This window comes from Methyloversatilis sp. S146-33, assembly GCF_059552495.1.
Map to the genome: position 1 here is coordinate 152,899 of NZ_JCANOT010000023.1, position 25,128 is coordinate 178,026.

33 protein-coding genes are annotated in these 25,128 nt (G+C 66.3%); 20 read left to right on the plus strand and 13 right to left on the minus strand.

All coding sequences use genetic code 11. The annotated features are described in order from the left end of the window. Positions 1-6 precede the first annotated feature (6 nt). The 10 genes from AC51BJ_RS08620 to AC51BJ_RS08665 all read right to left on the minus strand — a co-directional run bounded on the left by AC51BJ_RS08620 (position 7) and on the right by AC51BJ_RS08665 (position 11,298). Positions 7-2,025, minus strand: a complete 2,019-nt coding sequence (locus AC51BJ_RS08620) for a hypothetical protein (protein WP_496279936.1) — start codon at positions 2,023-2,025, stop codon at positions 7-9. Between the two features lie 2 nt (positions 2,026-2,027). Continuing rightward, positions 2,028-3,680, minus strand: a complete 1,653-nt coding sequence (locus AC51BJ_RS08625) for a phage portal protein (RefSeq protein WP_496279937.1) — start codon at positions 3,678-3,680, stop codon at positions 2,028-2,030. Positions 3,681-3,687: 7 nt separating this feature from the next. Then, on the minus strand, positions 3,688-4,242 hold the full coding sequence (locus tag AC51BJ_RS08630; RefSeq protein ID WP_496279938.1) for a hypothetical protein: 555 nt from the start codon (positions 4,240-4,242) through the stop codon (positions 3,688-3,690). Between the two features lie 357 nt (positions 4,243-4,599). After that, positions 4,600-4,851 carry a hypothetical protein gene (locus tag AC51BJ_RS08635; protein WP_496279939.1) on the minus strand — a complete coding sequence of 84 codons (252 nt, stop codon included), beginning with the start codon at positions 4,849-4,851 and terminating at the stop codon, positions 4,600-4,602. After that, positions 4,848-7,091 (minus strand): terminase gpA endonuclease subunit, encoded by a 2,244-nt coding sequence (locus AC51BJ_RS08640; RefSeq protein ID WP_496279940.1) that lies wholly within the window; start codon positions 7,089-7,091, stop codon positions 4,848-4,850. Before AC51BJ_RS08640 ends, AC51BJ_RS08635 begins: the two co-directional genes overlap by 4 nt. Continuing rightward, positions 7,051-7,563: a terminase small subunit gene (locus AC51BJ_RS08645; protein WP_496279941.1), complete on the minus strand. Its 513-nt coding sequence runs from the start codon at positions 7,561-7,563 to the stop codon at positions 7,051-7,053. The genes AC51BJ_RS08640 and AC51BJ_RS08645 overlap by 41 nt, the downstream gene beginning before the upstream one ends. A gap of 175 nt (positions 7,564-7,738) precedes the next feature. Continuing rightward, positions 7,739-8,017 (minus strand): hypothetical protein, encoded by a 279-nt coding sequence (locus AC51BJ_RS08650; protein WP_496279942.1) that lies wholly within the window; start codon positions 8,015-8,017, stop codon positions 7,739-7,741. Between the two features lie 248 nt (positions 8,018-8,265). After that, positions 8,266-10,596: a virulence-associated E family protein gene (locus tag AC51BJ_RS08655; RefSeq protein ID WP_496279943.1), complete on the minus strand. Its 2,331-nt coding sequence runs from the start codon at positions 10,594-10,596 to the stop codon at positions 8,266-8,268. Continuing rightward, positions 10,593-10,823: a TraR/DksA C4-type zinc finger protein gene (locus tag AC51BJ_RS08660; RefSeq protein ID WP_008058543.1), complete on the minus strand. Its 231-nt coding sequence runs from the start codon at positions 10,821-10,823 to the stop codon at positions 10,593-10,595. Before AC51BJ_RS08660 ends, AC51BJ_RS08655 begins: the two co-directional genes overlap by 4 nt. Then, entirely contained in the window at positions 10,816-11,298 is a 483-nt protein-coding gene (locus tag AC51BJ_RS08665) for a phage regulatory CII family protein (protein ID WP_496279944.1), read from the minus strand. The genes AC51BJ_RS08660 and AC51BJ_RS08665 overlap by 8 nt, the downstream gene beginning before the upstream one ends. A gap of 205 nt (positions 11,299-11,503) precedes the next feature. Here AC51BJ_RS08665 and AC51BJ_RS08670 point away from each other — a divergent pair, with 205 nt between their 5' ends. Continuing rightward, on the plus strand, positions 11,504-11,830 hold the full coding sequence (locus AC51BJ_RS08670; protein WP_496279945.1) for a hypothetical protein: 327 nt from the start codon (positions 11,504-11,506) through the stop codon (positions 11,828-11,830). A gap of 105 nt (positions 11,831-11,935) precedes the next feature. Here AC51BJ_RS08670 and AC51BJ_RS08675 read toward each other — a convergent pair whose 3' ends face one another. Continuing rightward, entirely contained in the window at positions 11,936-12,154 is a 219-nt protein-coding gene (locus AC51BJ_RS08675) for a hypothetical protein (protein ID WP_496279946.1), read from the minus strand. A gap of 107 nt (positions 12,155-12,261) precedes the next feature. Between AC51BJ_RS08675 and AC51BJ_RS08680 the strand changes: the two genes are divergently transcribed. From AC51BJ_RS08680 to AC51BJ_RS08690, 3 genes are all read left to right on the plus strand, one after another. After that, positions 12,262-12,714: a hypothetical protein gene (locus AC51BJ_RS08680; RefSeq protein ID WP_496279947.1), complete on the plus strand. Its 453-nt coding sequence runs from the start codon at positions 12,262-12,264 to the stop codon at positions 12,712-12,714. A 67-nt stretch (positions 12,715-12,781) separates the two neighbouring features. After that, positions 12,782-13,180 (plus strand): hypothetical protein, encoded by a 399-nt coding sequence (locus AC51BJ_RS08685; protein WP_496279948.1) that lies wholly within the window; start codon positions 12,782-12,784, stop codon positions 13,178-13,180. 87 nt (positions 13,181-13,267) lie between these two features. Continuing rightward, the gene (locus tag AC51BJ_RS08690; protein ID WP_496279949.1) at positions 13,268-13,459 is read left to right on the plus strand and encodes a hypothetical protein; all 192 of its coding nucleotides are present in this window, start codon (positions 13,268-13,270) and stop codon (positions 13,457-13,459) included. On the opposite strand, the gene AC51BJ_RS08695 is transcribed toward AC51BJ_RS08690, so the two are convergent. After that, on the minus strand, positions 13,456-14,094 hold the full coding sequence (locus AC51BJ_RS08695) for a hypothetical protein (protein WP_496279950.1): 639 nt from the start codon (positions 14,092-14,094) through the stop codon (positions 13,456-13,458). The genes AC51BJ_RS08690 and AC51BJ_RS08695 overlap by 4 nt on opposite strands. A 147-nt stretch (positions 14,095-14,241) precedes the next feature. Here AC51BJ_RS08695 and AC51BJ_RS08700 point away from each other — a divergent pair, with 147 nt between their 5' ends. The 16 genes from AC51BJ_RS08700 to AC51BJ_RS08775 all read left to right on the plus strand — a co-directional run bounded on the left by AC51BJ_RS08700 (position 14,242) and on the right by AC51BJ_RS08775 (position 23,722). Next, complete coding sequence (locus tag AC51BJ_RS08700; protein ID WP_496279951.1) at positions 14,242-14,535, plus strand: hypothetical protein; 294 nt, start codon at positions 14,242-14,244, stop codon at positions 14,533-14,535. After that, the gene (locus AC51BJ_RS08705) at positions 14,532-14,873 is read left to right on the plus strand and encodes a hypothetical protein (protein WP_496279952.1); all 342 of its coding nucleotides are present in this window, start codon (positions 14,532-14,534) and stop codon (positions 14,871-14,873) included. The genes AC51BJ_RS08700 and AC51BJ_RS08705 overlap by 4 nt, the downstream gene beginning before the upstream one ends. Beyond that, entirely contained in the window at positions 14,870-15,076 is a 207-nt protein-coding gene (locus AC51BJ_RS08710; RefSeq protein ID WP_496279953.1) for a hypothetical protein, read from the plus strand. The genes AC51BJ_RS08705 and AC51BJ_RS08710 overlap by 4 nt, the downstream gene beginning before the upstream one ends. Positions 15,077-15,079: 3 nt before the next feature. Beyond that, positions 15,080-15,535 (plus strand): hypothetical protein, encoded by a 456-nt coding sequence (locus tag AC51BJ_RS08715; RefSeq protein ID WP_496279954.1) that lies wholly within the window; start codon positions 15,080-15,082, stop codon positions 15,533-15,535. Beyond that, positions 15,532-15,786: a hypothetical protein gene (locus AC51BJ_RS08720; protein WP_496279955.1), complete on the plus strand. Its 255-nt coding sequence runs from the start codon at positions 15,532-15,534 to the stop codon at positions 15,784-15,786. Before AC51BJ_RS08715 ends, AC51BJ_RS08720 begins: the two co-directional genes overlap by 4 nt. Further along, positions 15,770-16,045 (plus strand): hypothetical protein, encoded by a 276-nt coding sequence (locus AC51BJ_RS08725; protein WP_496279956.1) that lies wholly within the window; start codon positions 15,770-15,772, stop codon positions 16,043-16,045. The genes AC51BJ_RS08720 and AC51BJ_RS08725 overlap by 17 nt, the downstream gene beginning before the upstream one ends. Positions 16,046-16,055: 10 nt before the next feature. Next, positions 16,056-16,238 (plus strand): hypothetical protein, encoded by a 183-nt coding sequence (locus AC51BJ_RS08730; RefSeq protein ID WP_496279957.1) that lies wholly within the window; start codon positions 16,056-16,058, stop codon positions 16,236-16,238. Positions 16,239-16,246: 8 nt separating this feature from the next. Beyond that, complete coding sequence (locus AC51BJ_RS08735; RefSeq protein WP_496279958.1) at positions 16,247-16,882, plus strand: hypothetical protein; 636 nt, start codon at positions 16,247-16,249, stop codon at positions 16,880-16,882. An 82-nt stretch (positions 16,883-16,964) separates the two neighbouring features. Then, the gene (locus AC51BJ_RS08740) at positions 16,965-18,932 is read left to right on the plus strand and encodes a ParB/RepB/Spo0J family partition protein (RefSeq protein WP_496279978.1); all 1,968 of its coding nucleotides are present in this window, start codon (positions 16,965-16,967) and stop codon (positions 18,930-18,932) included. Continuing rightward, the gene (locus tag AC51BJ_RS08745; protein ID WP_496279959.1) at positions 18,929-19,762 is read left to right on the plus strand and encodes a phosphohydrolase; all 834 of its coding nucleotides are present in this window, start codon (positions 18,929-18,931) and stop codon (positions 19,760-19,762) included. Before AC51BJ_RS08740 ends, AC51BJ_RS08745 begins: the two co-directional genes overlap by 4 nt. After that, positions 19,762-20,190, plus strand: coding sequence for a single-stranded DNA-binding protein (ssb, locus tag AC51BJ_RS08750; RefSeq protein WP_496279960.1), 429 nt, complete (start codon positions 19,762-19,764; stop codon positions 20,188-20,190). Before AC51BJ_RS08745 ends, ssb begins: the two co-directional genes overlap by 1 nt. A gap of 177 nt (positions 20,191-20,367) precedes the next feature. Continuing rightward, positions 20,368-20,976: an Lcl C-terminal domain-containing protein gene (locus tag AC51BJ_RS08755; protein WP_496279961.1), complete on the plus strand. Its 609-nt coding sequence runs from the start codon at positions 20,368-20,370 to the stop codon at positions 20,974-20,976. A 59-nt stretch (positions 20,977-21,035) separates the two neighbouring features. Beyond that, positions 21,036-21,602, plus strand: a complete 567-nt coding sequence (locus AC51BJ_RS08760) for an Lcl C-terminal domain-containing protein (protein WP_496279962.1) — start codon at positions 21,036-21,038, stop codon at positions 21,600-21,602. Positions 21,603-21,652: 50 nt separating this feature from the next. Continuing rightward, complete coding sequence (locus AC51BJ_RS08765; protein ID WP_496279963.1) at positions 21,653-22,015, plus strand: four helix bundle protein; 363 nt, start codon at positions 21,653-21,655, stop codon at positions 22,013-22,015. Positions 22,016-22,238: 223 nt separating this feature from the next. Further along, complete coding sequence (locus tag AC51BJ_RS08770; RefSeq protein WP_496279964.1) at positions 22,239-23,465, plus strand: reverse transcriptase domain-containing protein; 1,227 nt, start codon at positions 22,239-22,241, stop codon at positions 23,463-23,465. Continuing rightward, positions 23,462-23,722, plus strand: coding sequence for a helix-turn-helix transcriptional regulator (locus AC51BJ_RS08775; protein WP_008058507.1), 261 nt, complete (start codon positions 23,462-23,464; stop codon positions 23,720-23,722). Before AC51BJ_RS08770 ends, AC51BJ_RS08775 begins: the two co-directional genes overlap by 4 nt. On the opposite strand, the gene AC51BJ_RS08780 is transcribed toward AC51BJ_RS08775, so the two are convergent. Next, the gene (locus tag AC51BJ_RS08780; protein WP_496279965.1) at positions 23,692-24,963 is read right to left on the minus strand and encodes a tyrosine-type recombinase/integrase; all 1,272 of its coding nucleotides are present in this window, start codon (positions 24,961-24,963) and stop codon (positions 23,692-23,694) included. The two genes, AC51BJ_RS08775 and AC51BJ_RS08780, sit on opposite strands and share 31 nt — an antisense overlap. Positions 24,964-25,128: the final 165 nt, after the last annotated feature.

Sequence of the window (25,128 nt, forward strand, 5' to 3'; positions counted from 1 at the left end):
CGTTGGTCAGAAGGTCTGTGACAAATTCGTCGCGTTGAGCCAGTTCGTGCCATCACAAACGACCGGCCGGTTTGCGGGGATCGTGCCTCGCGCGGCGGTGTTGAATACAGCGTTGCCGGCCGCCTTGTTGACTCCAGTCGCGCCGATGTCGACCGGCAGATTCGGCGCTTTGAAATTCACCAGCGCGGAGCTAAGGGCGACGAAGTCCAGACTGCCACTCGACAGAATGCGCGAGCCGTCGTTGATGTACTCGACCACCGTGCCGGAGAGTTCGGCGCGCAGGACTCCGTTGGTCATGCCATCGAACTTCGGCGAGTTGCACACGGTCACCGTCGCGCTCGTCCGCGCATTGACCCCAGTGAGCACACCCGTGTAGTCGCCTCCGTCAATGATAATGCGAGGCGTGATCGTCGGGGTCGCGTCCAGTCGAACCAGTTGATCAATACCCGACGCGACGCAGTTGCGGAAATGCACGGTATTAACCGACGCCAGGTTGTTGATCAGCATGAGCCGCAGCGCGGCGCCGCCGACAAACGTCGCCTCGTCAAAGACGATCTGCCTCGCGATGCCACCGCCTGCGACCTCGGCGAAATATCCGGTTGATGCCGGCCATGCGCCTAGATCGACACGGCCACGGAATATCAGCTGCTCGACCACTCCGCCGTTCGGGATGCGCGCGATGCGCGTTGTGACCGCGTCAGGCGGGATGATGACCGCGGGGGAAAACTCGATCTTTCCAACGCGCGTCATCACATCGAGCGATGGCGCCCCGCTGGCACCGATTACGGAGGGCGCAATCTCGACATCCGTAATCAGCGCGGTAGCCGGAGCGAATCCGACCCCGTTCTTTAGAGCAATCGCGGGTATCGCCCCACCGGAACGAATCTCTCCGCCGCGAATCTTGATACCAGACTGCTTGTATGTGGCATCGGAATAGATGACGAGTGCGCCCGAACCCGCAGTGGTCGCCCGGCAGTAGGCGTCTTCGATGATCGCGCCGCGTCCGTTACCACGGCACGGCATGTAACCGACGAACGCCGCGGGCTCCAAAGCCTGGGTCGACAGCGTGTCCTCGGCAGCTTGACCGACCGCGCGTATGCGCACATTGCGATAGCAGCCGTACAACTTGATGGTGTCTGAGTTGACCGGCACGATCGACTCGACCTCCATGAACGTGTCGGCTGCACCGCCCAGCAGGCCGCCGTACTTGAACACATCGCGTGTCCGCAGCCGAATCTCGCCACGGCTGACGAACGCCAGGATCGACGCCATGCGGTCCATATCAGCCGCGCCCGGATTGGCTGCGTAGTTGTAGTCGAGCGACAGGTCTAAATACGGCGCCCGGATACACCGTTTGGCTGTGACCGTGCCGCCCGGGCCTGACGTGGGCACAAACGGCAGCTCGATGGTCAAATTCCCTGCGTCAGAAACGGCAACGACCGTATAGATGTCGTCCCAGGTTGCAGCGGGCGTACCGCCCTGGAGCACGATATCGTCGCCAACCTGCCGACCGTGTGCAGGCCACGCGATAGACGCTGTGCGGCCAGCAGACCACGTGACCGTGACGGTAGCCCACGACTCATCGAGCGGTGCTGTACCGATGAGCAGCGTGTTGCTGCCGGCGGCGGCTTTGATTGTGGTTCCAGGCGCGGTCACGACGTGCGCGCCATCATCGATTAGCATTCGGTCGTTAATGTAGACAGTGCCGCCAGCGATGACCAATTTGCCGCCAGCAGATTGGTATGCAGCCTGAAGCCGCGCGAGGTTTTCGGCCGCGGCGGATTCTGAGGATGAAAGCACGACGGTCGCGTATCCAACCGCCCCCACCACGGCAGTAGCCTTTGCCCGCTGCACATCGTCCGTCATCGTCTGATCGACTAGCGCGCCCTTGTAGCCCGTCGTGTCGATCGCCTTCCCCGCCCCCACCAGCTGGTCGGCCAGCTCGGTGGTGACGGTCACGTCGCTGCCGGCGGCCAGCAGGGTGCTGCCCTGCCAGACGTTCTCAAGCATCCTGATCTGCGGCATGTTCAAGCTCCTGCTATACGCAGGCGGCTAGCCCGCCCGCTGGTGGATTGATCGTTGCTCTGGTCTTCGGCGTCGTCATCGCCCTCGTCTTCGGGGCGCGGCATGTTTTCGGCGTCGAGCGCGCTGTAGCGGTCTTCCTCTTCAGCGATCTCGCGCTCGATTTCGTCGGGATCTTCGGCGCGCTCGCGGATGATGCGGCGGCGGCTGGTGAGGCGCAGGCGCAGGTTGATTTCGTTGGCCTGGGCTTCCTTGACCGGGTCGATGCCGACCCAGCGGCGCGGCTGCCACGACATGGCGTCGGCGTATTGCTCCAGCCGGTCATAGGCGAGGGAGCGGAAGGGTGCGTAGGCGAGCATGGCGCGCGCGAGCCAGGCGGGCGCCACGCGCTCGTGCAGCTCTTCGGACAGCTCTACCTGGCGGAACTTGTAAACCTCGCGCTCATCGACGATGCCGACGCGGGCCGAGCTGTAGTTCACCGCTTCGAGGTCGTTGCCGTGGGTGGCGTAGCTCATGCCCAGGCCGGCGCTGAAGCCGCGCACGCAGGCTTTGGTGTACTCGTTGTAATTGACGTTCGGGTAGTTGCTGTCGAACTTCTGGAACTGCACGCCGTGCGGCAGGGTGTCGAACTGGCCCGGCACCAGGGTATTGAACTTCGAAGCGGCGTCGCGCAGGGCCTGCAGCTCGTCGACGCTGAGCTCGCGGCCTTCGGCGCGGGCCTGCTCGAGCACCGAGCTGATGAGGTGGTCTGCAAAGCCCTCGGGCGCTTCGCCGGTGGGCGTATAGAAGAAGCCGGCGCGCTTGGCGCTGTTGGCGCTGGCCACCGCGGCGCTGCGCTCGAAGTCCTTGAGCAGGTGCAGGCGCTCGGCGCCGACCGTGAGCGAGGGGTAGCCGCGCAGCTGGTCCGGCTCTTCCTTGTCGAAGCCGTGGATGATCTCGGCGGCAGGCACGCGCACGTGGCGACGGCCGACAGCGGGCACCCCGCTGAAGAGGTCTTCACCTGGCTGCACGGTGAGCAGCCAGTAGGCGACCGGAGCGCCCACGTCGTCGATCTCGACGCCCATGCGGATTCGCCGGCCCTGGTACTCGCCGCGCAGATTGACATCGAGCACCGCCGGGTTGAGCACGTGCAGCAGCAGGCCGTGCGGGCCGCCATTGACCAGGCGGATGAGGAACTCGCCCTCGCGCTCGCGGCAGAGCATCGCGAGCTTTTCAACCTGCCGCCAGGTGAGCGTGCCGGTGAGGTCGCAGCGGCCGCGCTTGCCGAAGTGCTTCCACCCGCCTTCGATGAGATTGTTGATGCGGTCGTTCGGCTCGCCGTTGCGCTTGTCGAGCGTCATGCGGAGCTGGATGCCGGCGGGGCCGAGCAGATTGCTCTTGCTGAGCCAGAGGTAGCGCCGCGCCCACTCGTTGTTGCGGCCGAGCGTCTTGGCGCGACCACGCAGCACGCCCAGGCGGCTGGCCAGGGCGTCGTTCAGGTTGATGTCGGCGGTGTCCCACGCTTCGGACCACGGGTGGGTTTCGGCGGCGTCGAAGGCGCCGCTGCGCGCGTGCTGCGCGGCGGCGGCCTGCACGACGTTGTGCACGGTGCGCTCAAGCCACTGTGCACGCGTCTGCACGGATTCCCGGCGGCCGAAGATGCGTTGCAGGAAGCCCATGCTTACCTCACTGGCTGCGGGTCACGATGCGGCCGGGCGCACCGCCGGCGAGAATGCCGGCGGCGATGCGCTCGCGGGCGACGTCGCGCTCGAGCTTGTCGATCAGGCTGATGAGATCGGCCGCGCTGCGGAACTTCATGCTGCGGCCGGCGATGGTGTAGCTCTCGACGGTGGCGCCACCGTCAGCGGTGTAGGCGGCGAGCGCGGCGCGGGCGTCTTCGAGCGCCTTCTGTGACTGGCTGCGGCTGTCGTAGCTGGTGGCCACCGCGAGGTTGGGCAGCACGCGCAGCACCGAGTCATGCACGGTGAGCCGCTCGGCGCTGCGCGTGACCCAGCCGATCAGCCGGGCCTTGCCTGCCGGCGCCGTGGCCGTCTGCGTGGCGCCAAGGGTGACGATGTACTCGTCGCCCTCGACATCGACAACGCAGTCGGCGTAACCGCCCGCCCACAGCAGCCGGTACGCCAGCGACCAGCCGGCCTCGGGCAGGTGCTGGGGCAGCGCGGTGCGCCAGGTGACAGAGTCACCCGCACGCAGGGTGACAGGCTCGGTGTAGTCGCTCATGCGCGGCAGGGTGCATGAGCGGCGCGGAAATTTTCAGGGGGAAAAATTTCCGGGGGTGGCGCTACCGGACTGACCTACCACCGGCCGCGCTGATACCACGGTCGTTCCATGGGCATCGCTCGCGACAGCACCTCGGTTTTGTCTTTCAACTGTTCTGTGGCCTTGCCAAGCGCCCTGAGCGCTTGGGCGGCTTGCTCTACTGAGCGTCCGAAAATCTGCGCCACCATGGGTGAGTCAATGAATGCAGGCGGCGAAATGCAGCCGAATCTGCCGACCGAGAGGGCTCCCAATTGCCTTGGTTGAGTCGTAGTTTTCATCGCGTTTCCTTTGCGCCATTGCGGCGCGTTTAGCCTAACATCACTTTCCCGTCAGCTGCCTGATCTGCCGCAGCCGCCGCTCTGACACCCCGAGCCGCCGTGCCAGATCGGACAGATCGGCCTGCGGCTCACGCTCCAGCGCCTCGACGAGTCGCCCCTTTTTCTTCCGGCTGACATAGACCTCATCGCCGCCGTGCTTCGCGCGCAGCTCGGCTTCGCAGAGGGCGGCCACGTCGTCGGAGACGCCGAGGCGGCGCAGGATCTCGCGCATGTCGGTGACGATGTCGCTCAACGCGCCCTCCGCGCGGCGAGCATGGTTTCGAGCGGCGTGCGCTGCTTGGCAGGCTTGCCGCGGCCCAGGCGGTGCGCGTCGATCAGGGCCATGATGTCGAGCGGCTCTGCGGGCTCAGCCGCCGCTGCAGGCGCTTGGGCAGGCTCGGCTGCAGGCGGCTCGACGGGCGCAGGGGCGGCGGGCGCAGGCTCGCGCGCCGTGACCGCTACGACAGCCTCGAGCAGCGCAGGCGGCGCGGCGGGCGTGGCGGGTGCGTCGTCGATGAGCGAGGACTGGCGCAGCATCAGCTCGGCCACGTCCCACTGCACGGGCTTGCGCAGGTGCAGGCGCAGGTAGCGGCTGAGGTAGACGGCATAGATGCAGGTATCGAGCGCCTCATCGTGCCGGTCGGTGCGCTTCTTCCAGACGCGGCGCCCCGAGCGGCCCGGAATCTTGATGTGCGACAGCATCTGCGCGTACCAGTCGGGCCGGACGCCCTTGTACCAGTGCATGCGCCCGGCGCCGTTACCGGTGAGGCGGATGCGGCCGGCGCTGGCGGCGTAGCCGAGGATGAGGTCTTTGGCCTTGGCGGTACCGACGATGTTGATGGCGACGCCGGCCTTGCTGGCCTTGGTGGCGCGCTTGTTGGGATCCACCAGGCGCGGCGGCGTCCAGATCTCGACCCGGCCTTCGTCGTCGCTGGCGCCCTTGAGCGCGAGCACCGGACGCACGCCGGCCTGGTGGTGCCGGCGCACGAAGGCGTAGCCGGCGTCTGAGGTCTGGCCGTCGGAACAGTCGATGCCCACGGCGCGCACGGTGACCCACACGCCCAGCGCGTGCTGGTATCGGCGCTGCATGAGCTGCTCGAGCTCCAGCCAGGCGCCGGCGAGCGGGATGATGGTGGTGCCGTAGTACTCACCCCAATGCACAAGCCACATTTCCTCGCCGCGGCCGACGGCCCACATGCTGACCGCCAGGCGGTCGTGCTGCACGTCGACAAGCAGCAGCAGCTCAATGCCGCCGACGGGCACGACCCACTCCGGGTAGTCCTCGGCGCGGTCGATAAGCTCCTGGTCTTCCGGCAGCTCGCCCTTGTATTCCCAGCAGCGGCCCAGCGACTGATTCCAGAAGACGATCATCTCGCTTGGATCGCCAGCTTCGAGCTTGGCGAACGCTTCAAGGTACTTGCGCGCCAGCACCGGCACCCGCGAGCCTATGAAGGTGCTGCACAACTCCCCCAGCTCATGGAATCCGGCGATGCCGTTAAATGGCCGTGTGGCCACCCAACCGTAATCAGGCCGCCGTGATGCGGCGAGGATGTTCGCCTCGCGCTGCTCGTCGGTCCAGACCGAGCCGCAGTGCGGGCAGCTGTAGAAGGCGCGCGCCGGATCCTTCCTCCTATAAACCTCGTGCGTCGGCTGGTCTTCAGGAATATCCGGGATGGTCACGTAATCCCACTGCGGCGTGTGCGACTCGCCGCAGTCGTGACAGGGGATCATCGGCACCCGGGCATCGCTCACCGCGATCTCGGCCTCGATGTTCGAGGCGCCCTTGGCCGTGGGGGTCCCGCCGATCAGGATGAGGTGGTCTTCGTAGGTCTTGGCGCGCTCTTCGACCAGCTTGAGGACGTCGCCCTGCCCCTTCACGTTCTGGCTGGCATCGTCAGGCTCTTCGACGACTACCACGCGCGCGCTGGTGGATTTCACATCGGCCGGGCTATTCCCGCCCACCAGCTTGATCAGGCCGCCGGCGAAACGCTTGCGCAGCGTGCTGTTGCCCTTGGCGCGACTCTTCAGGCTGATGCAGGACGACAGCGCCGGCGTGGCGCGCACCATCGGGTCGAACTTTTCGTCTGCGAAGTCGCGGGCAGACTGGGCACGCGGGAACACGGCCACCTGTACGCTCGGCCGATGCGCCGCGTGGTAACCCATCACGCTGCAGACGACGCCCGCCGTATAGCCGATCTGCGCTGGCTTCTGGGTGACGACCTTGCGCACGGCCGGGTCATCGCATGCGGCGAAGATGCCGCGCAGCATGGGCGTGTTGTCGATCGAGTACGGCCCCGGAATCGCGCTTTCTTCCGGGCTCAGCTCGCGCTCTGTCTCGGCCCACTCCGCGATCGACAGCGGATCCGGCGGCGCCCACTTCGCCCAGGCGCGCGCCAGCATCTGCTCGAGCGCAGCCGCGGCCTGATCGAGGTCGAGGAAGCCCGCGAGGAAGTCAGGCGCCGGCTGCATCCTCGTCCCCGCTTGTTTCGTCATCCTCGTCGTCTTCAGCCACCTCATCGACACGCGCAGCCGCTACACGCCGCAGCGCTGCCTCGATGATCTCGCCGCGCAGCGCCTTCCGGCGCACCGGATCCTGCTCAGCATCGTGCTCTACCCACGTGCGGCCGCGCAGCAGGAGTTCGCGCGTAGCGACGATCCGGGCGGCCAGGGCGGTCTCTACCTCGCCCGCCAACACCAGCAGCTTCTGCTCTTTCGCGATGGCCATGGCAACCTGCTGCGCCTTCAATCGGTCCAGCTGGTCGCGCGGCGACTCTTCGCGCACGCGCTTCACCTCGCGGTCGACGCGCCACTGGATCGTGTCCGCCAGCCGGTACCGGTTCGGCCGGCCCTGGCCGCCGCGCTCCAGCACCGGCATGCCCTCGCCCTCCCACGCCTGGATGGTGACGTCTGACACCCCGTGCGCCAGTGCCAGCTGCTGCTGCCCGCTGATGTACCCGTCGCTCATCAGACCAACCAACCCCATGAAACCGCCACAACTAGCGAGAAAACGCGGTCTTCTTCACCGTATCTCAGATTCACCGGGAAGGACCCGCTGACCCTGAGACCCCGAACCGCACCGCCTTGGTGCACGCCACCGGCGACCGGCGTGCCCGCACCGATTCGGTGCACCGCTGCGCTCATCACGCCACCCTCAGCCACGGCTGCTGGCGAGCGTTCGCCTCGCGCGCCATGGCTGCCATCTCGACTTCCATCGCCCGGACATAAGCGGTCCGCTGCCGGGCATGCTCGGCCAGCTCGCCGAGCCATGCGGCCCACTGAGGCAGGAAGTCGCGCTCGATCACGGCGCGGCGCACTGCCTCGCGCAGATCCGTGACGTCGCGGTCGGTCCAGTCATGCACGGCCTGCAGCTGCCGGATCGCGTCCGGCATGTCGCGCCGGATGAGGTCAATGGGCTGCATGTCCAACCTCCCGAAGCAGGTTGGACGAAAGGTTGGACGGCTGAAACCCGCGCCAATCCTTGTTCTGTCCAACCTCCCAACGTAGGACAACGTAGCTGCGCGCGTGCACGCGTGTGTACGCGCCCGCTCGCCCCTGCGCGCCCTCGTGCGGGCGGCAAGGTTGGCCGAGGTTGGGAGGTTGGACGGATGGCGACGGCAAGCCGTTTGCGCCGTCCAACCTTCTCGCCAAGGTTGGACGAGGTTGGACGTCACAGAGGTACATCGTCGGTCTCCTCCCATGGGTCGCGGGCCGGCTTCTGCGCCTTCGCGCCCGCTTTCCATGAATCAGGCCTCACCCAGTACCGCTCACGCGCGCCTGCGCTCTCTCGCTTCCTCTCCCATCCCAGCCGCTTCATGGCCATGCCGATGCGCGTCGGCATCTGCCGCGTGTTGTCGATCTTCGACGGCTCGACCTTCAGGCAGTCGAGCAGCACGTCGAGCACCGTGACCCGCTCGCGTGTCTCTTTACGCAGCCACTGCTCAAGCTGCGCCTCCCACGGGTCATCGATCTCCCGCTCACGCTGCTGCGGCTCGAAGTGCTGTTCCTGCTCCTCACGTGTCGGGTGCCATCGCTCACCCTGCTGCCAGCGCCAGAAGGCCTCAGCGAAGAGCTGCTCGCGGTCACGCGCCAGGGCTTCCAGGTCGATCGGGCCGACCACCTGAGTGCGCCATGGCCAGTACCGCGTGTTGCCGGTGCTGTCCTTGAAGTACTCGTCCTGATTCGTCGTGCCCATGAAGATTGTTTGCCGCAGGTGGTCTGCCGGCTCGCGGTCATAGGGCGCCCGGAAACGGTCCTTGAGCGACGAGATGAAGGCCTTGATGCGCGTGCTCTCCGCCTTGTTGAAGGCGTCCAGCTCGGCGATCTCATAGACCAGCACGCCCTGGATGTTCTGATAGACGTCCTTGCTGTTCAGATCGAGCGGCGTGTCGCTGTACCACTGGCCACCGATGATGCGCACCACCGTCGACTTGCCCTGAAACTGCGGCCCTTCAAGGATCGGCATCGAGCGCACCACGGCACCCGGCTGCATGATCCGGGCGATCAGCGAGACCCAGAAGTACGTGCCCGACAGCGTTGCGTACGTCGACGGCGCCACGCCGAGGTAGTCGGTCAGGAAGCTCGGCAGACGTTCTTGCCTGTCCCATTCCACCGCCTGGACGAAATCCTGCACCGGGTTGAAAGGCGCTTCGCGCGCGACCCAGCCTGCGGCGAGGGCCAGCGTATCCACACTGCGGATGACGAGCGACTGCGTCTCGCCCAGCCACATGCCCAGCCGGTAGTTGTGATCCTCGCGCCACTCCTCGCCGGGCACGAACGGCCCCGAGTGCCACGGCGGCGGCCGCATGATGCGGATCTTCCGCGCGAACGTATCCGCCGCCAGCATGCCCGCCAGTTGAGGGTGGTGGTTCAGGAACAGATACACGTTCTCCCGGCAGTCCATGAGGAACCGGCCGCGGAAAAACAGACGGTCAGCCCACGGCTTCGGGCTGTCGGGCACCTCGATGTCGGGCGGCGGGCCATCCTCACCACCTCCCCCACCTGCGGCCTGCGCAGCGGGTTCGGGGTCAGGCGCCGTCCCGGCCGATTCATCCACCGCCGGTGTCGGCGGTGGCTCAGCCATCGGGCGCTGCTTGCGCGGCGGTTGCCAGCCGCCCAGCATCGCCAGGCGGAAGATCACGCCATCACCACCGGGCGCCCGCCCGCCGAACGATCGCCAGTGCGGGATCAGCGAGTCAGCGCCTTGATACTTGCCGCCCTTGCTGCTCCAGTAGTCCCACACCGAGAAGCCGGCCTGCTCGCCCAGCGCGTCATACAGCGCCATGCCGATGGCCAGCCAGTCGTTGTAGCCGATGTCCGCATCCACGTACGCCAGCGCGCTCTCGATGCGCGCACGGTCCGCGTACCCGCTGCCCGCCGGCGCCGGTGTGGCGGCCCGCGCGCGCGCGGGTGCCGCTGCGCGCTCAGGCTTCGCCTTCGCCTGGGCAATGGTCGCGTGCAGGCGGCCGAGCACCTCCGGCGATATCGGCTGCGCGTCGGGCGGCGTGTCGCTCAGTCGCCGGCCGGTCACTGTAAAGAACTGGCGGCCGCAGAAGACCTCGACGCCGATGTCGTTGCTCTTCGCGCTCTGCGTCTCGCCAAGCACATAGATGTGCAGGCCGGTGCCTGACGGCGAGTACTCAGTGAACGACGCACACGCCTGCACGATGGCCAGCGCGCGGTCCTGCATCTCGCCCGTCTCGGGGTCAATCACCTTGTCCAGGTCGATGCCGATCAACCCGTCGCGCGGCAGGAAGGCGAAGCCGATGCCCGCCCAGCGATCCGGCGCAGTCAAGAGTGCGCTGACCACGTCATCCAGCTGCACCAGCTGCGCGCGGTCCGCCTCGTCACCCTGCTTGCCGGTCCGCCGCTTTCCGTTCGCGTAATACGGCACCTTGCGCGGCTTCTTGTCGCCCGGCTTCTCTTCGAATCGCCACAGCAGCCACTGCCGCCGCTCCGCCAGGGCGGGCGGAATGTTGTCCCACTCGATCGCCGCGCTCATGAGCCCTTCCGCGCGCGCCGTGCTGTCCAGTCTTCCTGGCACTCGATGCAGCACCAGCGGTCGGCAATCGCCTCACCGGCTGCATCAGCTTCCGCGATGTCGTCACCGCAGTTCAGGCATCCGCCCGTCGCATCGGGCAGGGTCGGCACCGGCCGGCGCGCCGCGGCGATCGCCAGCTCGCGGTCGTGCTCCTCGCGCTCGGTCGCCTGGTCGTAAAGGTCAGCCACGCGGCACCCCGCGAAGGCCCACCACGCGGCCACGCTCGACCACCATGCCGCGCGCCTGCTCCAGCAGCTCCAGGTGCGCGGCGATGCTCTCGTTCACCTGCACCTGCAGCCGCTCGAACTCATGCGCCCGCAGCTTGCCGTCGCGCATGTCCTCCTGCAGCTCCGCGAAGACATCCGCGAATTCCTTGTTGCAGGTCAGCACGTGCTGCAGCAGGTCTTGCCGCGAGCAGTCCGGCACTTCGGGCAGGCGCACCACCACCGCACCCTGCTCCGCCGCCAGCGCCTCGATCACCCGCAGATCGCCCGTCAGCGTCGTCACCTTGCGCACGTCCGACAGCGTCGGCTCGTGCGCCTGCTCGTTCGGGTTGGCCTTGTTAAGCAGCGCCTTGTAGCGCCGGCCCATCGCGTCGGCCAAGGCCTTCGCGCCCGGCGCGTAGTCGGAAACGACGTTGTAGAAGGCTTGTTCAGGAGTCATCTGGGAAACCTCGGTCACTGTCCCGTGGAAAGCCCCGCGCCGCTGCGCGAGACTGAAGGCAAAGAAAATCCGACCGGCCAGGCCGGTCGGAAACCCGCCGCCTGCTGTCCGGTTCCAGGCGGTGAGGAGGAGACGAAAAGGGAGGCGCGCCCCATGCGGATAGAATCAGGATTCCAGACCATCATCATCACCACCGGAGCGCACCATGACGGACAGCCGCAAGCCGTTCGATCCGCAGAACCCCAGCGACTTCGATCGGCAACTCATGGAGTCGCCCTTCATCCAGGCGCTCATGAACGACATGGCCCAAACCTACGCAGACGCGCTATCACTCGTGACAGGAGCGATGGCCGAGTCAGTCGAGCTGGCGCCGCTGATAGAAGCCCTGCGGACCCGACTGAAAATTGCGCAAGCGTCGAAGCTCTTCGAACCGACGGCGATCCGGATGGCGGCGCACACGATGCGCGGGCTGGAAGCAGAACTCGCCGCGCAAACTCAGCTTCCCTTGAAAGGGTCGCCGGGCACGCACTGAGATCAACCGACGTATCGGCGAACCACCCGCCAAGACACGGCAGTGCCAGCGAGCGCTTGAACTCTGACCGCGCCAGCAGCATCGCCGGCGTCTCATGCCACTCGCTCACGCCGCACGCTCCTCGGGCTGGCTCTGCAGGTGCGCATACAGGTCATTCAGCGACAGGCGCGGCTCGAGCGCGATCAGCTTCAGGGCGAAACGCGGCGCGGGCGTCTTGCGAAACGTCGCGCACTGGTACAGGTACGCGGGGCTGCACTCGGCCACCTTCGCCAGCGATTCGAGGCCTTGTTTGCCCTCGGCCTTGTAGAGGTCTGCGAGGTTCATTTTCGGATCAGGAGTTGCTGATGCGATTCATGGTAGCTAGTAGCTTCCGTATTGGCAATAGCTAGTAGCTGGTTTCGCTCGCTCTAGCTAATAGCTATCGTTCGGACATGACCCCCGCCGCCCGCCGAAAAGAAATCCGCCACGCCAATCTGGGCCTGCTGATCGAGGAATTCGGATCGCTGGCCGAGGTCGCGCGCCTCGCGCAAACCTCGGAAAAGTACCTGTGGCAGATCATGAACCGCGTGGTGCAACGCAACTCCGCCCGCAGCGTCGGTGACGCCCTCGCCGAGAAACTTGAAATCAAATGCAACAAGCCCGCCGGGTGGATGGACGAAGACCATCGGACGGAAGCCCCTGCCAGCATGGCTGCGGAAGCTACCAAGGCCTACAACGTGCCGCCACGCCTCAGCGCCGAAGCCCTGCGCGTTGCACATATGTGGGATGCATTACCTGAAGACGTCAGGCAAAATCTGTTTGGAATGATCGAATTCAGCTATTCAGCCGCCGGCTTGATCCCGCCGGCTGACGCTCCGAAGCAGGCCACAGCAGGGAAGAAGTAGCGAATCGCTCCCGCGCAGTAGCGATTCGCGGGTTTTGGCTGCGGTAGCTATCCGCTACCGTTTCGGCATGGATATCCGTGCCGTCCGCAAGAAAAGACTTGAACAACTCATCGCGGAAGCGACTGGCATTCCCGCTCTATCCGAGCGGTGCAACGTCAGCGAAAAGTATCTGCGCCAGATCTTGAGTGGGTTTCGCAGCCCCGGCGACCGCAACGCGCGGTCGATCGGACACGACGTTGCGAGGCGCCTGGAGTCCGGCATGAACAAACCACCCGGCTGGATGGACCAGCCGTTGAACGAAGCGCTCCCGCCTGAGATGGCCCCCTCCTCGATCAGTGACGAAGCCATGCGCATCGCTCGCGTGTGGGACACCCTGCCGAAGCCCGTGCGCGAAAACATCCTCGCGCTGATCGACTTCGCCGCGACGGCCGCCGCCATCACGTCTGGAAAGAACCCATCCGAGTAGTCGGACATCATCCAAACGGATGATGAATGCGTCGCCGCACTGCCGTGCAAACTGTCTTCCCCCAAGGGCTCACATGAGAGGAAGACCATGCTGAAGGTGTGCACCACGCTCGACTCGGGCATCGACCAGACGATGGCGCTGCAGTCGCGGCAGCTTCACGATGAAGTTCTGAAGGGCCGAGTCGAGGGAATCCTCGCCCTGGTGTCCTACACCGACGGGCGCGTCCGATGTGTTCGCATCGGCAACACCCCCGCCAGCTTCCTGCTGCCGAAGAACTAGTGCGCGGCCGCCCTGGGCGGCCTTAACTTGTTCGAGCTCGACACGCGCTCAGCCAGGCGCTCCAACGCATCCCGCGTTGCCTTCTCGATCGACTCCGAGAGCACCACGGCGGCACCGTCGCAGTACTGACCACCGCTGCCGTCTACCGTCTTCGAACCGCCGGCCGACGTCGAGAGCAGCAGCCCGCCAGGGCCGCGCACCGACACCGCGAAGATCACCTCAGTCGTGGCCGAACACGTCACCGACCAGAACCCCGGCGAGCACGTCACACGCGGCCTGAACTCGTCGAGCTTCACCACCGCGTAACCCGCCATGCCCGTCTCGCCATAGTTGGCCGACAGCGGCGCGACCTGCAGATCGGTCACCTCCTCGAAAACCATCTCCATCGTGTGGCGCACCGACTGCGCGAGCACGTCATCCATCTGCACCGGGTAGCTGTGCGCCGAGCACACGTGCGACATCGGCGTCACCACACGGTGCACCTCCAGCACGCTCGGATCGATCACCAGGCCATACCGGCCCGGCACCTTTTCATCGTGCGACGAATACACATTCACCGCCCGAGCCGACATCGGCGTCACCTTGTAAGCGCACCCCGTCGCCAGCAGCGCCACCAGCAGCAAAGCTACCCGCATAACCCCTCCCGGCCAAAACCGCAGCATCTCCGATACCCCCGCGGCACCAAATCATCCTTTCGGCTGATCGGAAGCTAGTAGCTATTGACTTCCGAGAAGCTACTAGCTACCTTTGACACATCAGCTACTAGCTACCCGGAGGCCACCATGCCCGAAGCAGCACCCACCCCGAAGCGCGACATCGGCCTGAGCCGGCTGTATCGCCGCCTCGAGCGCGACACGCTCACTCACCTGCGCCAGCACAGCGCCGAGCAGGCGGCGCGCATCGAAGAACTCGAAGCGCAGGTTGAACGCCTGCAGCGCGACCTGGGCAACGCCGAGATGGCCGCCGAAATGTGGCACCAGGTGGCCATCGACGCAGCCGCCTGCCACAACCTGCCCATCGGCGTAACCCGCGACGGGCAGGTGGGCATCGTGACGGCGAGCGAGGTGACGGCATGAGCGCGCTGCTGGTCATCCTTGAAGGCCCGCAGGGCTGCGGCAAGACGACGGCCGCACCGTTCATCGCAAAGGCGTTCGGCTGCACGGAAATCTACGACGATGAACCGGAAGCTCGCGACGTTGAGATGGACCTCTACGAAGGCCGGCGCGTCCTGGTGTGCGTGAACGGCGACTTCTGCTCCGACACCGAGTTTGCGCCGACTGACGATGCGGCACCGGTGCTGCGCATCCGGATCGAAGGTGATCGGCCCATCAAAACCCTGTGGAACCTCACGGCTGCGCTGCAACAGCCCGAAGGCTGTAAAGCACTGCGCCCGCTGATGGAGCGCCACGCATGACCCCCCGCGACACCCTCACCCGCCGCGAGCTCGCGTTCTACCTGCTCGTCATCCTCTGCGGCCTGCTCATTGTCGGCCGGCTCGACTACGCCGACGCCGTCATCGCCGAGAACGAGCGCCTGCAAACCGCCCTTGAAGCCGAGCGCAGCGAGTGCAGCGCCGACATCGAGCACCTCGACCACCTCACCCGCCTGGAGATGTGACCCATGGAAGCCATCCTGTTCGACACGCTGCCCGTCAACCTCTTCCAGCTGTGCATCGTCGCCGTCGTCGGCGCCGTCGTCGGCTGGCTGATCGCCGTGGCCGCGCATTACGACAAGATCGACCACGTCGTTGCCCAACTGCACGCCACCGAGCGCCCGCACCGGGGCCAGGTGCCACCCAAGGCACCGCCCGAAGCGCCGCCCTCACTCGCCGTCGTGCTCGACGCGCTGCAGGCGCTGTTCGCTGACCACCGCGTGCTCATGTGGCGGCATGCCGTGCTGCGCGGCACCCCGCGCGACAGCAGCATGAGCATGCACAGCACCGTATCGCTCGCCCGCGCCTACACAGTGCTGCGCGAACACGGCCGCACACCCAGCACCGCCGCGTGGCCGCACGACCTGCGCGCCCGTGACGACAAGCCCGCCGCCGGCAAGCCGCTGCGGAGCGCCGAGCAATGAGCGCCGCAGACAACCCCTTCCTGTTCGAGCCGGACAACCGCACCCCGGTCACCGTGATGCTCGACCCCGCCACCGCCGCGCGCCTCGAAGCGGCCATGGCCGAGCACCGCGAAACCCACCCGCACGCCGATGACGACGCCCTGTGCGACCTCATCTTCAGCACCGGCCTGCACTGCTTCGAGCAGGCGCTGAAGGGCATGCGCATCGCCACCACCCGCCCGGAGGAAAACGCCCATGCCGAGCACTTCTAACCCGCACACCATTGGCAACCAGCTCATGGCGCTCAGGCCGGCGAAACGTCGCTGCCCAAAGTGCCTTGGCGCCATCACCCTTATCCGCGGCTGCGGCAATCGCGGCGTGCCGACTTGCGACAAGTGTGGCTTTTTTCCGCGCGGCAAGATGGGCATCACCGATCTGCGCCTGACGTTCGACCACACCGGCACCGTCAGCGGATGGGCACGGCCCTCGGAATCAACCGCGGAGGGCACCAGCCATGCCGAGCACCCGTGACCCCCGCCAGATGCTGAAAGAAGCTCGCCAGATCGCGCAGGACCACGGCTGCTTCATCAGCGAGAAGAGCGACAAGGCCGGCACCACCACCTACCTGCTCTATCGCAAGACCACCCCGCCCACCTACGTCGGCAGGCGCACCTCCGTCACCGGCCTGCACTCGATGGTGTGCAAGGCCTGCAACTTCCACTGAGGGCCACCATGTCGCTCATCAACGACCTGCTGACCTCGATCAGCAAGAACCCCGGCATCACCGCCCAGGAGCTGGCCGACGAGTTGAAGCAGGACCTCAACCGCGTGCGCAACAACCTGTACGTGAACACAAACCTCGTCGCCAAGAAGCGCGACGACGTCACCCACCAGCCCGGCTATCACCTCACGGCCGAAGGCAAGGCGAAGCTGAAGACCGGCGCCGCAGATCTGGCTGATGCGCCCGAGCCGACCACGGCCCCGGCGCCGGCGGTCACGGCCGAGCCCGCCACTGCGCTCGCGGCGGAATCGATCCTGCCCAAGGCCGTGATCTCGCCCACCCAAGCCCTGCAAACCCGCATAGAAGAACTGCAGGAACAGCTCAGCAAGCTGCACGCCGAAAACGTGGGCCTGCGGGCCCAGCTTCGCACCGCAGAGACCGCACGGCACGCACCCACTACCGCGCCGGCCGGCTACCTCATCACCGCGCCCAAGCGCAAACCCCGCCGCTTCACGTCAGACGCCACCGCCCGCGCCACCGCCCTCAAGGCCGTGCGCGCCGGCGCCGCCCGGGCCGACGTGTTCGCCCTCATCCCCGCCGGCACCGCGCGTCGCGGCGTCGAATGGACTGACCCGCAGGAGCCCTGAATTGATCACCGACCTCTCCAAACCCCTCGACTACGACACCAAGTCGCCCGAGTACCGCGCCTGCATCACCCAGGCGCTGGGCGTGCGCACGCTGCACGCCTCGCCCACCAACCCGCGCAAGCATTTCGACGAAGCCGCGCTCGAAGAGCTGGCTGAAAGCGTGCGCCTGCACGGCGTGATGCAACCGATCCTGGTGCGGCCGTGGCCCGCCAATCAGCCCATATCGGCCGACTTCACCGGCGGCATCCCGCTGTACGAGGTGGTGGCCGGCGAGCGCCGGTATCGGGCCGCGCTGCGTGCCGGGCTCGACCTCATACCCGGGCTGGTCAAGCACCTCACCGATCGCGAAGTGCTCGAGCTGCAGATCATCGAAAACCTGCAGCGCCGCGACCTCACCGAGTTCGAAGAGGCCGACGGCTACCGCCTCATGATGACCAGCCACGGCTACACCGCCGACGAGCTCGCCGCGCGCATCAACAAGAGCAAGGCCTACATCTACGCCCGGCTCAAGCTGTGCGACCTCGACTTCCGCGCGCGCAAGATCATCGACGAAGCAGGGCTTTCGGCGTCCATCGCGCTGCTCATCGCCCGCATCCCGGTGTCGCCGCTGCAGAAGCAGGCGGCCGAAGAGATCACCAAGCGCCAGATGAGCCACCGCCAGGCGCAACAGCACATCCACGAGCAGTACATGCTGGATCTGCGCAAGGCCCCCTTTGACCGCAAGGACGCCAGCCTCACCGACGCCGGCAGCTGCACCGACTGCCCCAAGCGCACTGGCAACCTCGCCGACCTCTTCACGGACGTCGCAAGTGCAGACGTCTGCACGGACCCGCACTGCTACCGCGACAAGAAGGTCGCCAACATGCGCGCCACCCAGCGCAAGCTGGAAGAGAAGGGCAAGACCGTCGTCACCGGCGCCGAAGCCAAACAGATTCTGCCCAGCGACTACCACGACCACCCGACCGACGGCTACGTCAGGCTTGACCAGCAGGACTGGCGCGCCCGCGACGAAGACGGCAAGGCGCCCACCTATGGCCAGCTGGCAAAGCAGGCCGGCATCGAGCCCATCCACGTCGTGCATCAGGCCACACAGACCGTCGTCGCGGTGGTAAAGGAAGCCGACCTCAAGAAGGCGCTCAAGCAGACCGGCGACAACAGCCTGAGCAAGGCCGACGACGCCGCCCGCGCCGAAGAGAAGAAGCGCAAGGAAGCCGCCGAGTTCCGCCAGCGGCTCTATGCCGAAGTGCGGCAGGAAATCGTCGCGCATCTGGGCGCCGGCAACCCGCTCGACTCATGGCACCTGCGCACCATCGCGCGCCAGACCTACTGGGGCACCGGCTTCGACGCCTGCCACCGCATCACGCAGAACTGGATCCCGCGCGAAGAGATCGGCGACGGTCACGAGCGCCACCGCGTGCTGGGCGAGCGCATCGCATCGATGAGCGACGCCGACCTCATGCTGCTCATGATCGACTGCTGCGTCGGTGGCCACCTGCACGTTGCGGGCTACTCCACCGGCTACGCCGAAACCCCGCCCGTGCTCGCCGAGCTCGCCGTGCGCTGGGGCGTCGATGCCGACGCGCTGAAGAAAGACCTGAAGGCCGCCGCGCGCGAGAAAGCCAAGGGCACGAAGAAGGGCACCGCCCGAAAGGTGGCGGGAGAAACCGCCGAAAAGGCCCCTGACCCCGAACCCGCTGCGCGTGCGAACGAGCCTAAGCCGGCGCCGAAGCGCAAGGCCAAGCTCACCGCCCCCGCTACGCAAGCGGCCGCTGCCGCGAAGCCCGCCGAAGCCCGCGCGTGGCCTTTTCCGATGTCCGCCGCCGAAGCGAAACCCGCTGTGCGCGCAGGCGCTGACGAACCCAATGAACAGGCCGCTGGCGCGGCGAAGAAACCCCAGGGAAAGACAAAAGCAGCTGCCGGGCAAGCCCGGCAGGAGGAAGGAAACACCCCCGCGACTGACGACGCAGGCGAAGGCGCGATCGAGCGCTGCACGCGCACGATCGACATGCTCAGCGGCCAAGCGGCGTGCGAAGAAGGAGCGGCGGCATGAGCGCAATCTGCATCTACCACGGTAACTGTGCTGACGGCTTCACGGCTGCCTGGTGCGTACGCCGCGCACTCGGTGACGGCATCGAGTTCCACGCCGGCACCTACGGCAAGGCGCCGCCCGACGTGCGCGGCCGCGATGTATTCATCGTCGATTTCAGCTACCCGCGCGCGGTGCTCGAACAGATGGTGAGCCAGGCGCGCAACATCACCGTCCTCGACCATCACAAGACCGCCCGCGAAGACCTCGAAGGCCTGCAGGGCGCCCTCACCGTATTCGACATGGAGCGGTCCGGCGCCCGCATCGCCTGGGATCACTTCTTTCCGTTCGAAGCACCGCCCAAGCTACTGCTGCACGTCGAAGACCGCGATCTGTGGCGCTTCGCACTGCCCGACACCCGCGAGATTCAAGCGAACGTGTTCAGCCACGCATATGACTTCGCGGTGTGGGACCAGCTCATGGCCACCGATCCGGCCGTGCTGGCGGCCGAGGGTCGCGCGCTCGAGCGCAAGCACCACAAGGACATTGCCGAGCTGCTCGGCGTGGTCACGCGCCGCATGTTCATCGGCGGCTACCTGGTGGAATCGGCCAACCTCCCCTACACGATGTCGAGCGACGCCGGGCAGGCTCTGATCGCCCGAGGCAACGCCTTCGGCGCCTGCTACTTCGACACGCCCGACGGCCGGTGCTTCAGTCTGCGATCGACCGAAACCGGCCCGGACGTGGGCGCGATCGCCGCGCACTACGGCGGTGGCGGCCACCGCAACGCATCCGGCTTTCGGCTGCGGTATGACCAGCTTCACCTGGTCGAGATACCAGAAGGCGGTGCCTGATGGCCAGCGTCAACAAAGTGATCCTCGTCGGCAACCTCGGCCGCGATCCCGAGACGCGCTACGCCCCCAACGGCGACGCCATCTGCAACATCACCGTGGCCACCACCGAAAACTGGAAGGACAAGCAGACCGGCGAGAAGAAAGAGCTCACCGAGTGGCACCGCGTCAGCTTCTACGGCCGCCTGGCCGAGATCGCCGGCCAGTACCTGAAGAAGGGCTCGCCGGTGTACGTCGAGGGCAGCCTGCGAACCCGCAAATGGCAGGACAAGGAAGGCATCGACCGCTACACCACCGAGATCCGCGCCGAGCAGATGCAGATGCTCGGCAGCCGCCCCGCCGGCGGCGACACGGCACGCCAGGCGCCCGCCGCCCCGTCCCGCTCGGGCGCGAGCGCAGGCGGCCACCCCGATGACGACATCCCCTTCTAATTTGGACCAAGCTTCATTTGTAAACTAAACCCCTGCGGGCCTAGTGCCTGCAGGACGCGCGCAACCGCTACCACGCCTTGCACCAGGTCATCACTACCAACTACGGCCGGCAGAACGCCCCAGCGCTCGACCCTGCCATCCACGGGCCTCGGCCCAACTCCACCGAAAGGAAGACCAGTGAACGCACCGAGTAACACCCTGCCCGCCGTGATCGGCAGCCCCTTTGAAGGCGGCTTCTACTCCGGCCGCATCCGCTCCGGCGATGCCGTCTATGCCCTCATCGTGGCACCGAAGGACGGTGGAGAAACCACCGGCTGCTGGCTGAACTCGCTCACCGACGTGCCGGGCGCTACCAGCTGCCACGACGGCATGGCCAACACCTTGGCCATGCGCGACGCCGGCAGCGAGATCGCCGCCTGGGCACTGAGCCTGCAGATCAACGGGTTCGCCGACTGGTACCTGCCCAGCCGCGACGAGTTGGAGCTGCTGTATCGAAACCTGAAGCCGACGACCGAGGAGAACAGCGCATCGTTCCGCGACGGCGACAACCCGAGCAGCGTGCCCGCCGGATACCCCTACACCGGCGCACACCCGCAGCAGACAGACGCGGCAGTGTTCCGTGACTCGGTCGCCGAGGCTTTTGCTGATACGTGGCACTGGTCGAGCACCCAGCACTCGCCGGACAGCGCCTGGCATCAGTTCTTCGGCGTTGGCCTCCAGACCAGCGTCCACAAGGACTACCACGGTCGGGCGCGTGCCGTCCGCAGATTCTTGGTCATTGAGTGATTTACCCATTCACCCGGCGCGCAGCGCCGGGTCCGCTCGAAATTTCTGAGGACAGAACCATGTCGCAAACACTGCAGATCGAAGTGCCGATGGATATCGCGGTTCAGGCACTGCTCAAACGCATCGAGCAGAGCACCACCGCGCAACCTTCACTGCCGGCTGTCGGCACTTACTGGAAGGAGCAAGGCGGCATCTACGCTGGAATCGTGCGTGGCGAGGACGGCCAGCCCGATCACCATCTCATCGTGGCCACCGACCCTTCGGGACACGCTGAATCAGTCGCCTGGGGCGGATACGAGATCGATGAGCCGGACGCAAAGCATGAACGAGATGGCCTCGCCAACACGCTGGCGCTCGTCGAATCCGATGCGGACCACCCCGCTGCCGAATGGGCAGCAGGCCTGAGCATTCAGGGGCATGCCGACTGGTACCTACCCGCACGCCGCGAGCTGCGCCTGCTGTGGATCAACGTGCCGGAGCTGTTCGAGGCTGGCTGGTACTGGTCGAGTACCCAGTACTCGCCGGACTACGCCTGGTTTCAGGTCTTCGACGGTGGCAGCCAGAACAACGACCACAAGAGCCTCCACGGTCGGGCGCGTGCCGTCCGCAGATTGTCAGTGATTTGACCCTTTGACCATTCAGCGCGGGCGCAGCCCGCGCCCAGATTTTTACCGGCATGGCACTGCATCACGAACTTCCAATCTATCGGGTCACCTACGACCTGCTCGGCATGGCGACCGACCTCGTCAAGAACATGCCTCGCGACTTCAAGGCATCGATCGGCGCGGAGATTCGCAACGAGTGCGTCCAGCTGGTGGTGCTCATCTTCCGCGCGAACTGTGCGCGTGAGAAGACGCCCCATCTGGATGACCTCATCGAGCGGCTTCAGGTGACCGAGTTACTGCTGCGCCTGTCGCGCGACAAGCGGTTCATCTCGACCGCCCAGTACGCGCAGGCCATCGAACTCACCGGGCAGATCGGAAAGCAGGCCAACGGGTGGCGTAAACATGCAATCAAGCACACATCGCCTGCTGCCTGAGCGTCACGGCGCTCAGACCCGTGCGACTTTCAATCTGGTCGTGCCGCTGGCCGGGGATTACCCAGCCACCGCCCTGCGCACCGCAGATACCGCCGGCACTCGACGGCCGGGCTGGTCTGGCGCAGTCGCCATGCTGATCGGCTCACACCTTCGGCATCGCGACGCAGATAGCACGCACGGACCCAGTACTCGCCGAACAACGCCTGGAATCAGAACTTCGACGATGGCAACCAGAACAACGACCACAAGAACAACCACGGTCGGGCGCGTGCCGTCCGCAGATTGGACCGCCACCCTTCCGGCCTGCAGCCATGCCGGCCCTTCTTTCACCGACCTCGTACAGGCCTGGATCGACTGTCGCCGTCACAAGCGCAACACTGCCAGCGCCCTCGCCTTTGAGCAGCGCGCCGAACCCAACCTGGTCGATCTGTACGACGAGCTCATCGCCGGCACCTACCGGCCGGGCCGCTCGATCTGCTTCATCGTCACCCGGCCGAAGCCGCGCGAGGTGTGGGCCGCCGCGTTTCGAGACCGCATCGTGCACCACCTGCTCTACAACCATATCGCACCGCGCTTTTACGCTCGGTTCATCGCCGACAGCTGCGCCTGCATACCCGGCCGCGGCACGCTCTACGCCGCCCGAAGGCTGGAGCACCACGTGCGCGGCATCACCCGGAACTGGAGCCAGCCGGCCCATTACCTGAAGTGCGACCTGGCCAACTTCTTCGTCAGCATCGACAAGCGCGTGCTGCGCGAGCAGCTGGCGCGGCACATCACCGAGCCTTGGTGGCTGGGGCTGACCGAAACCATTCTATTCCACGACCCGCGCACAGACTTCGAACTGCACAGCGGCGCCCATATGGTCGCGCGCGTACCACCGCACAAGCGCCTTGCCGAGCAACCTGCACACCTCGGTCTGCCGATCGGCAACCTGAGCAGCCAGTTTTTCGCGAACGTCTATCTGGATGCGCTGGACCAGCGCATCAAGCACCACCACCACGCCCGCTACTACGTGCGCTATGTCGACGACTTCGTAATCCTCGACGAGAGCCCGCAGCACCTGAACGAAATCCGGGCCGACATCGAGCGCTGGCTACCGGCCACGCTGCACGCGTACCTGAACCCTGCGAAGACCATCCTGCAGCCGATTGACCGCGGAATCGACTTCGTCGGCCACGTGCTCAAGCCATGGCGCCGCACCACTCGCCGGCGCACCGTGCATGAAGCCATTCGGCGAACCGCAGCGGCTGAAGATGTTTTCACCACGGCCAACAGCTACTTCGGCCTGCTTAGCCAGGCCGGCCACAGCCATCGAGACCGTGCGCGGCTGGCGAATACCGTGAGGCGGCGCGGCCATGTCGTGCCCAGCACGTTTCACAAGACATACCGGAAGGCAGATGGTCGTGACGACATCTGCCCGATCTGGAAACGGAAGGACACCGCGCGATGACCACGCCGATCTACCTCGACCGCGCCGGTGCTGCGGCGTGCGTGAGCCTGTCGGAATCGACCATCGAGCGCATGGTGCGCGAGGGCAAGTTCCCGAAGCCGCGGCAACTGTCTGGCGCGCGTGTGGGCTGGCTCTACCGCGAGCTGCTGGAATGGGCCGAGGCGCGCCCGGTCTCCGAACTGCCGCCGCCGGAGAACACCGGCGCCCGCAAGGGCCGCCGCGCCGCTCAAGACGACGCCGCCAGCTGCTCCCAGTAGTCAGCCACCCTGGTCAGCCACTCGCGTCGCTCGTTGTCGTACTGGTGCAGGTTGTAAACCCCCATCACGCCTTTTTGCATGTGGCCCAGCACCGCCTCGGCCACGCTGTCGGGGCACCCGAGCGAGGCCAGCGTCGTGCGCACCGTGCGGCGCAGATCGTGCGGCGCCCAGTGCGTTACCGTCAGCCTGGGCTGAGTCGGCGACGTGAATGTGCAGTAGGGCTGGCGGTAATACACGCCCTCGGTGATCACCTTCTGCTGCACGTGGCCAGCAACGCCGCGCACCGGCCGGAACAGCCAGCCGGTCGGGTACATCTTCAGCCGCCGCCGCACCACCCGCTCAGCGCGCCCGATCAGCGGCACGCGCAAGTCGCCGGCGCCGGGGTGGCGCGCGTTCTTCGTCTTGGCCTTCGGCACCGTCCACCAAAGCCCGGTGGCCTCGTCGGTGATCTCCTCGGCTTCCATGGCCACGATCTCCGCACCTCGGGTGCCCGTCCATAGATAGACCGTCAGCACGTCGTCGAGCAGCTGGCTGAAGTTCGGCAGCCAGTTGATCAGCTCACCCACCTCGGCCGGCCTCAGCACGCGCTTCGCCGTGCCTACCGCCTCGCCGGCGATCTGCTTGCCCTTCGACCGGAGCTTGCCGCGCATGATCTGCCGCCACCAGTTCGGCGTGTCTTCGGGTAGCTCGCCGGCGTCGATCGCGTAGTCCCACGCCGCACCCAGCTCGCGCCGCAGCTTCGCCGCCTGGACAGGCGCATCGGCCCAGCGCTCGATCAGCGCAAAGGCCTGCCGGCGCGAGTAGCTGGCGGCATCGCACTGGCCATCGTCGCCGAGCATGGTGTCGAACATGCGCCGCACCTCAGCCGCGCCCTTCGCCTTGCGATGGCGATCGACGTGGCCATCGAGGTACAGATCCACCACCCGCCGCACGGTGAGCGGCCCGCGCCGCTCGACCACCAGGCGCGCATGCGTCTGCACCCGATCCGCCCGCCGCTCTGCCGCCGGGTCGCGACCCGCGTCCCGAACGGCGCGCGCCTCTTCCCAAGCGGCGACGGCTGCGGCGTACGACATCGCCGGCCAGGCGCCCAGCTTCACCTGGCGCATCTGCCCACTGGCGTTCTTGTACCGGTAGATCCACGCGCGCCGCGTGGCCGTGGCCTCGAGCCTCAGCCCCGGCGCGCCGGCAATGGTAAGGTGCTCGCCTGGCGCGAGCAGCTTGGCTGTACGAGCATCGAACATCTGGCGTAGGTTTTCCCGCCGCAGCCGCAAGCGAGGCGGCGTAGGTTTTCGAAAAGCTGCGCCGAAATCCTACGCCAAAACCTGAAGTGCAGTGCATTCCGATGACGTGCGGTGACAAAACACGCACGGTCCAGCACCGCCGATAAGCCACTGATTCAGCAGATG

Coding starts and splice junctions, on each gene's coding strand:
- AC51BJ_RS08730 (WP_496279957.1), top strand. CDS start 16,056: ATGCTGAAAGAAGCTCGCCAGATCGCGCAGGACCACGGCTGCTTCATC.
- AC51BJ_RS08650 (WP_496279942.1), bottom strand. CDS start 8,017: ATGCAGCCCATTGACCTCATCCGGCGCGACATGCCGGACGCGATCCGG.
- AC51BJ_RS08680 (WP_496279947.1), top strand. CDS start 12,262: ATGACCCCCGCCGCCCGCCGAAAAGAAATCCGCCACGCCAATCTGGGC.
- AC51BJ_RS08675 (WP_496279946.1), bottom strand. CDS start 12,154: ATGAACCTCGCAGACCTCTACAAGGCCGAGGGCAAACAAGGCCTCGAA.
- AC51BJ_RS08715 (WP_496279954.1), top strand. CDS start 15,080: ATGGAAGCCATCCTGTTCGACACGCTGCCCGTCAACCTCTTCCAGCTG.
- AC51BJ_RS08775 (WP_008058507.1), top strand. CDS start 23,462: ATGACCACGCCGATCTACCTCGACCGCGCCGGTGCTGCGGCGTGCGTG.
- AC51BJ_RS08625 (WP_496279937.1), bottom strand. CDS start 3,680: ATGGGCTTCCTGCAACGCATCTTCGGCCGCCGGGAATCCGTGCAGACG.
- AC51BJ_RS08695 (WP_496279950.1), bottom strand. CDS start 14,094: ATGCGGGTAGCTTTGCTGCTGGTGGCGCTGCTGGCGACGGGGTGCGCT.
- AC51BJ_RS08670 (WP_496279945.1), top strand. CDS start 11,504: ATGACGGACAGCCGCAAGCCGTTCGATCCGCAGAACCCCAGCGACTTC.
- AC51BJ_RS08725 (WP_496279956.1), top strand. CDS start 15,770: ATGCCGAGCACTTCTAACCCGCACACCATTGGCAACCAGCTCATGGCG.
- AC51BJ_RS08720 (WP_496279955.1), top strand. CDS start 15,532: ATGAGCGCCGCAGACAACCCCTTCCTGTTCGAGCCGGACAACCGCACC.
- AC51BJ_RS08705 (WP_496279952.1), top strand. CDS start 14,532: ATGAGCGCGCTGCTGGTCATCCTTGAAGGCCCGCAGGGCTGCGGCAAG.
- AC51BJ_RS08745 (WP_496279959.1), top strand. CDS start 18,929: ATGAGCGCAATCTGCATCTACCACGGTAACTGTGCTGACGGCTTCACG.
- AC51BJ_RS08690 (WP_496279949.1), top strand. CDS start 13,268: ATGCTGAAGGTGTGCACCACGCTCGACTCGGGCATCGACCAGACGATG.
- AC51BJ_RS08640 (WP_496279940.1), bottom strand. CDS start 7,091: ATGACGAAACAAGCGGGGACGAGGATGCAGCCGGCGCCTGACTTCCTC.
- AC51BJ_RS08780 (WP_496279965.1), bottom strand. CDS start 24,963: ATGTTCGATGCTCGTACAGCCAAGCTGCTCGCGCCAGGCGAGCACCTT.
- AC51BJ_RS08630 (WP_496279938.1), bottom strand. CDS start 4,242: ATGAGCGACTACACCGAGCCTGTCACCCTGCGTGCGGGTGACTCTGTC.
- ssb (WP_496279960.1), top strand. CDS start 19,762: ATGGCCAGCGTCAACAAAGTGATCCTCGTCGGCAACCTCGGCCGCGAT.
- AC51BJ_RS08655 (WP_496279943.1), bottom strand. CDS start 10,596: ATGAGCGCGGCGATCGAGTGGGACAACATTCCGCCCGCCCTGGCGGAG.
- AC51BJ_RS08770 (WP_496279964.1), top strand. CDS start 22,239: ATGGCAACCAGAACAACGACCACAAGAACAACCACGGTCGGGCGCGTG.
- AC51BJ_RS08710 (WP_496279953.1), top strand. CDS start 14,870: ATGACCCCCCGCGACACCCTCACCCGCCGCGAGCTCGCGTTCTACCTG.
- AC51BJ_RS08765 (WP_496279963.1), top strand. CDS start 21,653: ATGGCACTGCATCACGAACTTCCAATCTATCGGGTCACCTACGACCTG.
- AC51BJ_RS08620 (WP_496279936.1), bottom strand. CDS start 2,025: ATGCCGCAGATCAGGATGCTTGAGAACGTCTGGCAGGGCAGCACCCTG.
- AC51BJ_RS08645 (WP_496279941.1), bottom strand. CDS start 7,563: ATGAGCGACGGGTACATCAGCGGGCAGCAGCAGCTGGCACTGGCGCAC.
- AC51BJ_RS08685 (WP_496279948.1), top strand. CDS start 12,782: ATGGATATCCGTGCCGTCCGCAAGAAAAGACTTGAACAACTCATCGCG.
- AC51BJ_RS08665 (WP_496279944.1), bottom strand. CDS start 11,298: ATGACTCCTGAACAAGCCTTCTACAACGTCGTTTCCGACTACGCGCCG.
- AC51BJ_RS08760 (WP_496279962.1), top strand. CDS start 21,036: ATGTCGCAAACACTGCAGATCGAAGTGCCGATGGATATCGCGGTTCAG.
- AC51BJ_RS08735 (WP_496279958.1), top strand. CDS start 16,247: ATGTCGCTCATCAACGACCTGCTGACCTCGATCAGCAAGAACCCCGGC.
- AC51BJ_RS08700 (WP_496279951.1), top strand. CDS start 14,242: ATGCCCGAAGCAGCACCCACCCCGAAGCGCGACATCGGCCTGAGCCGG.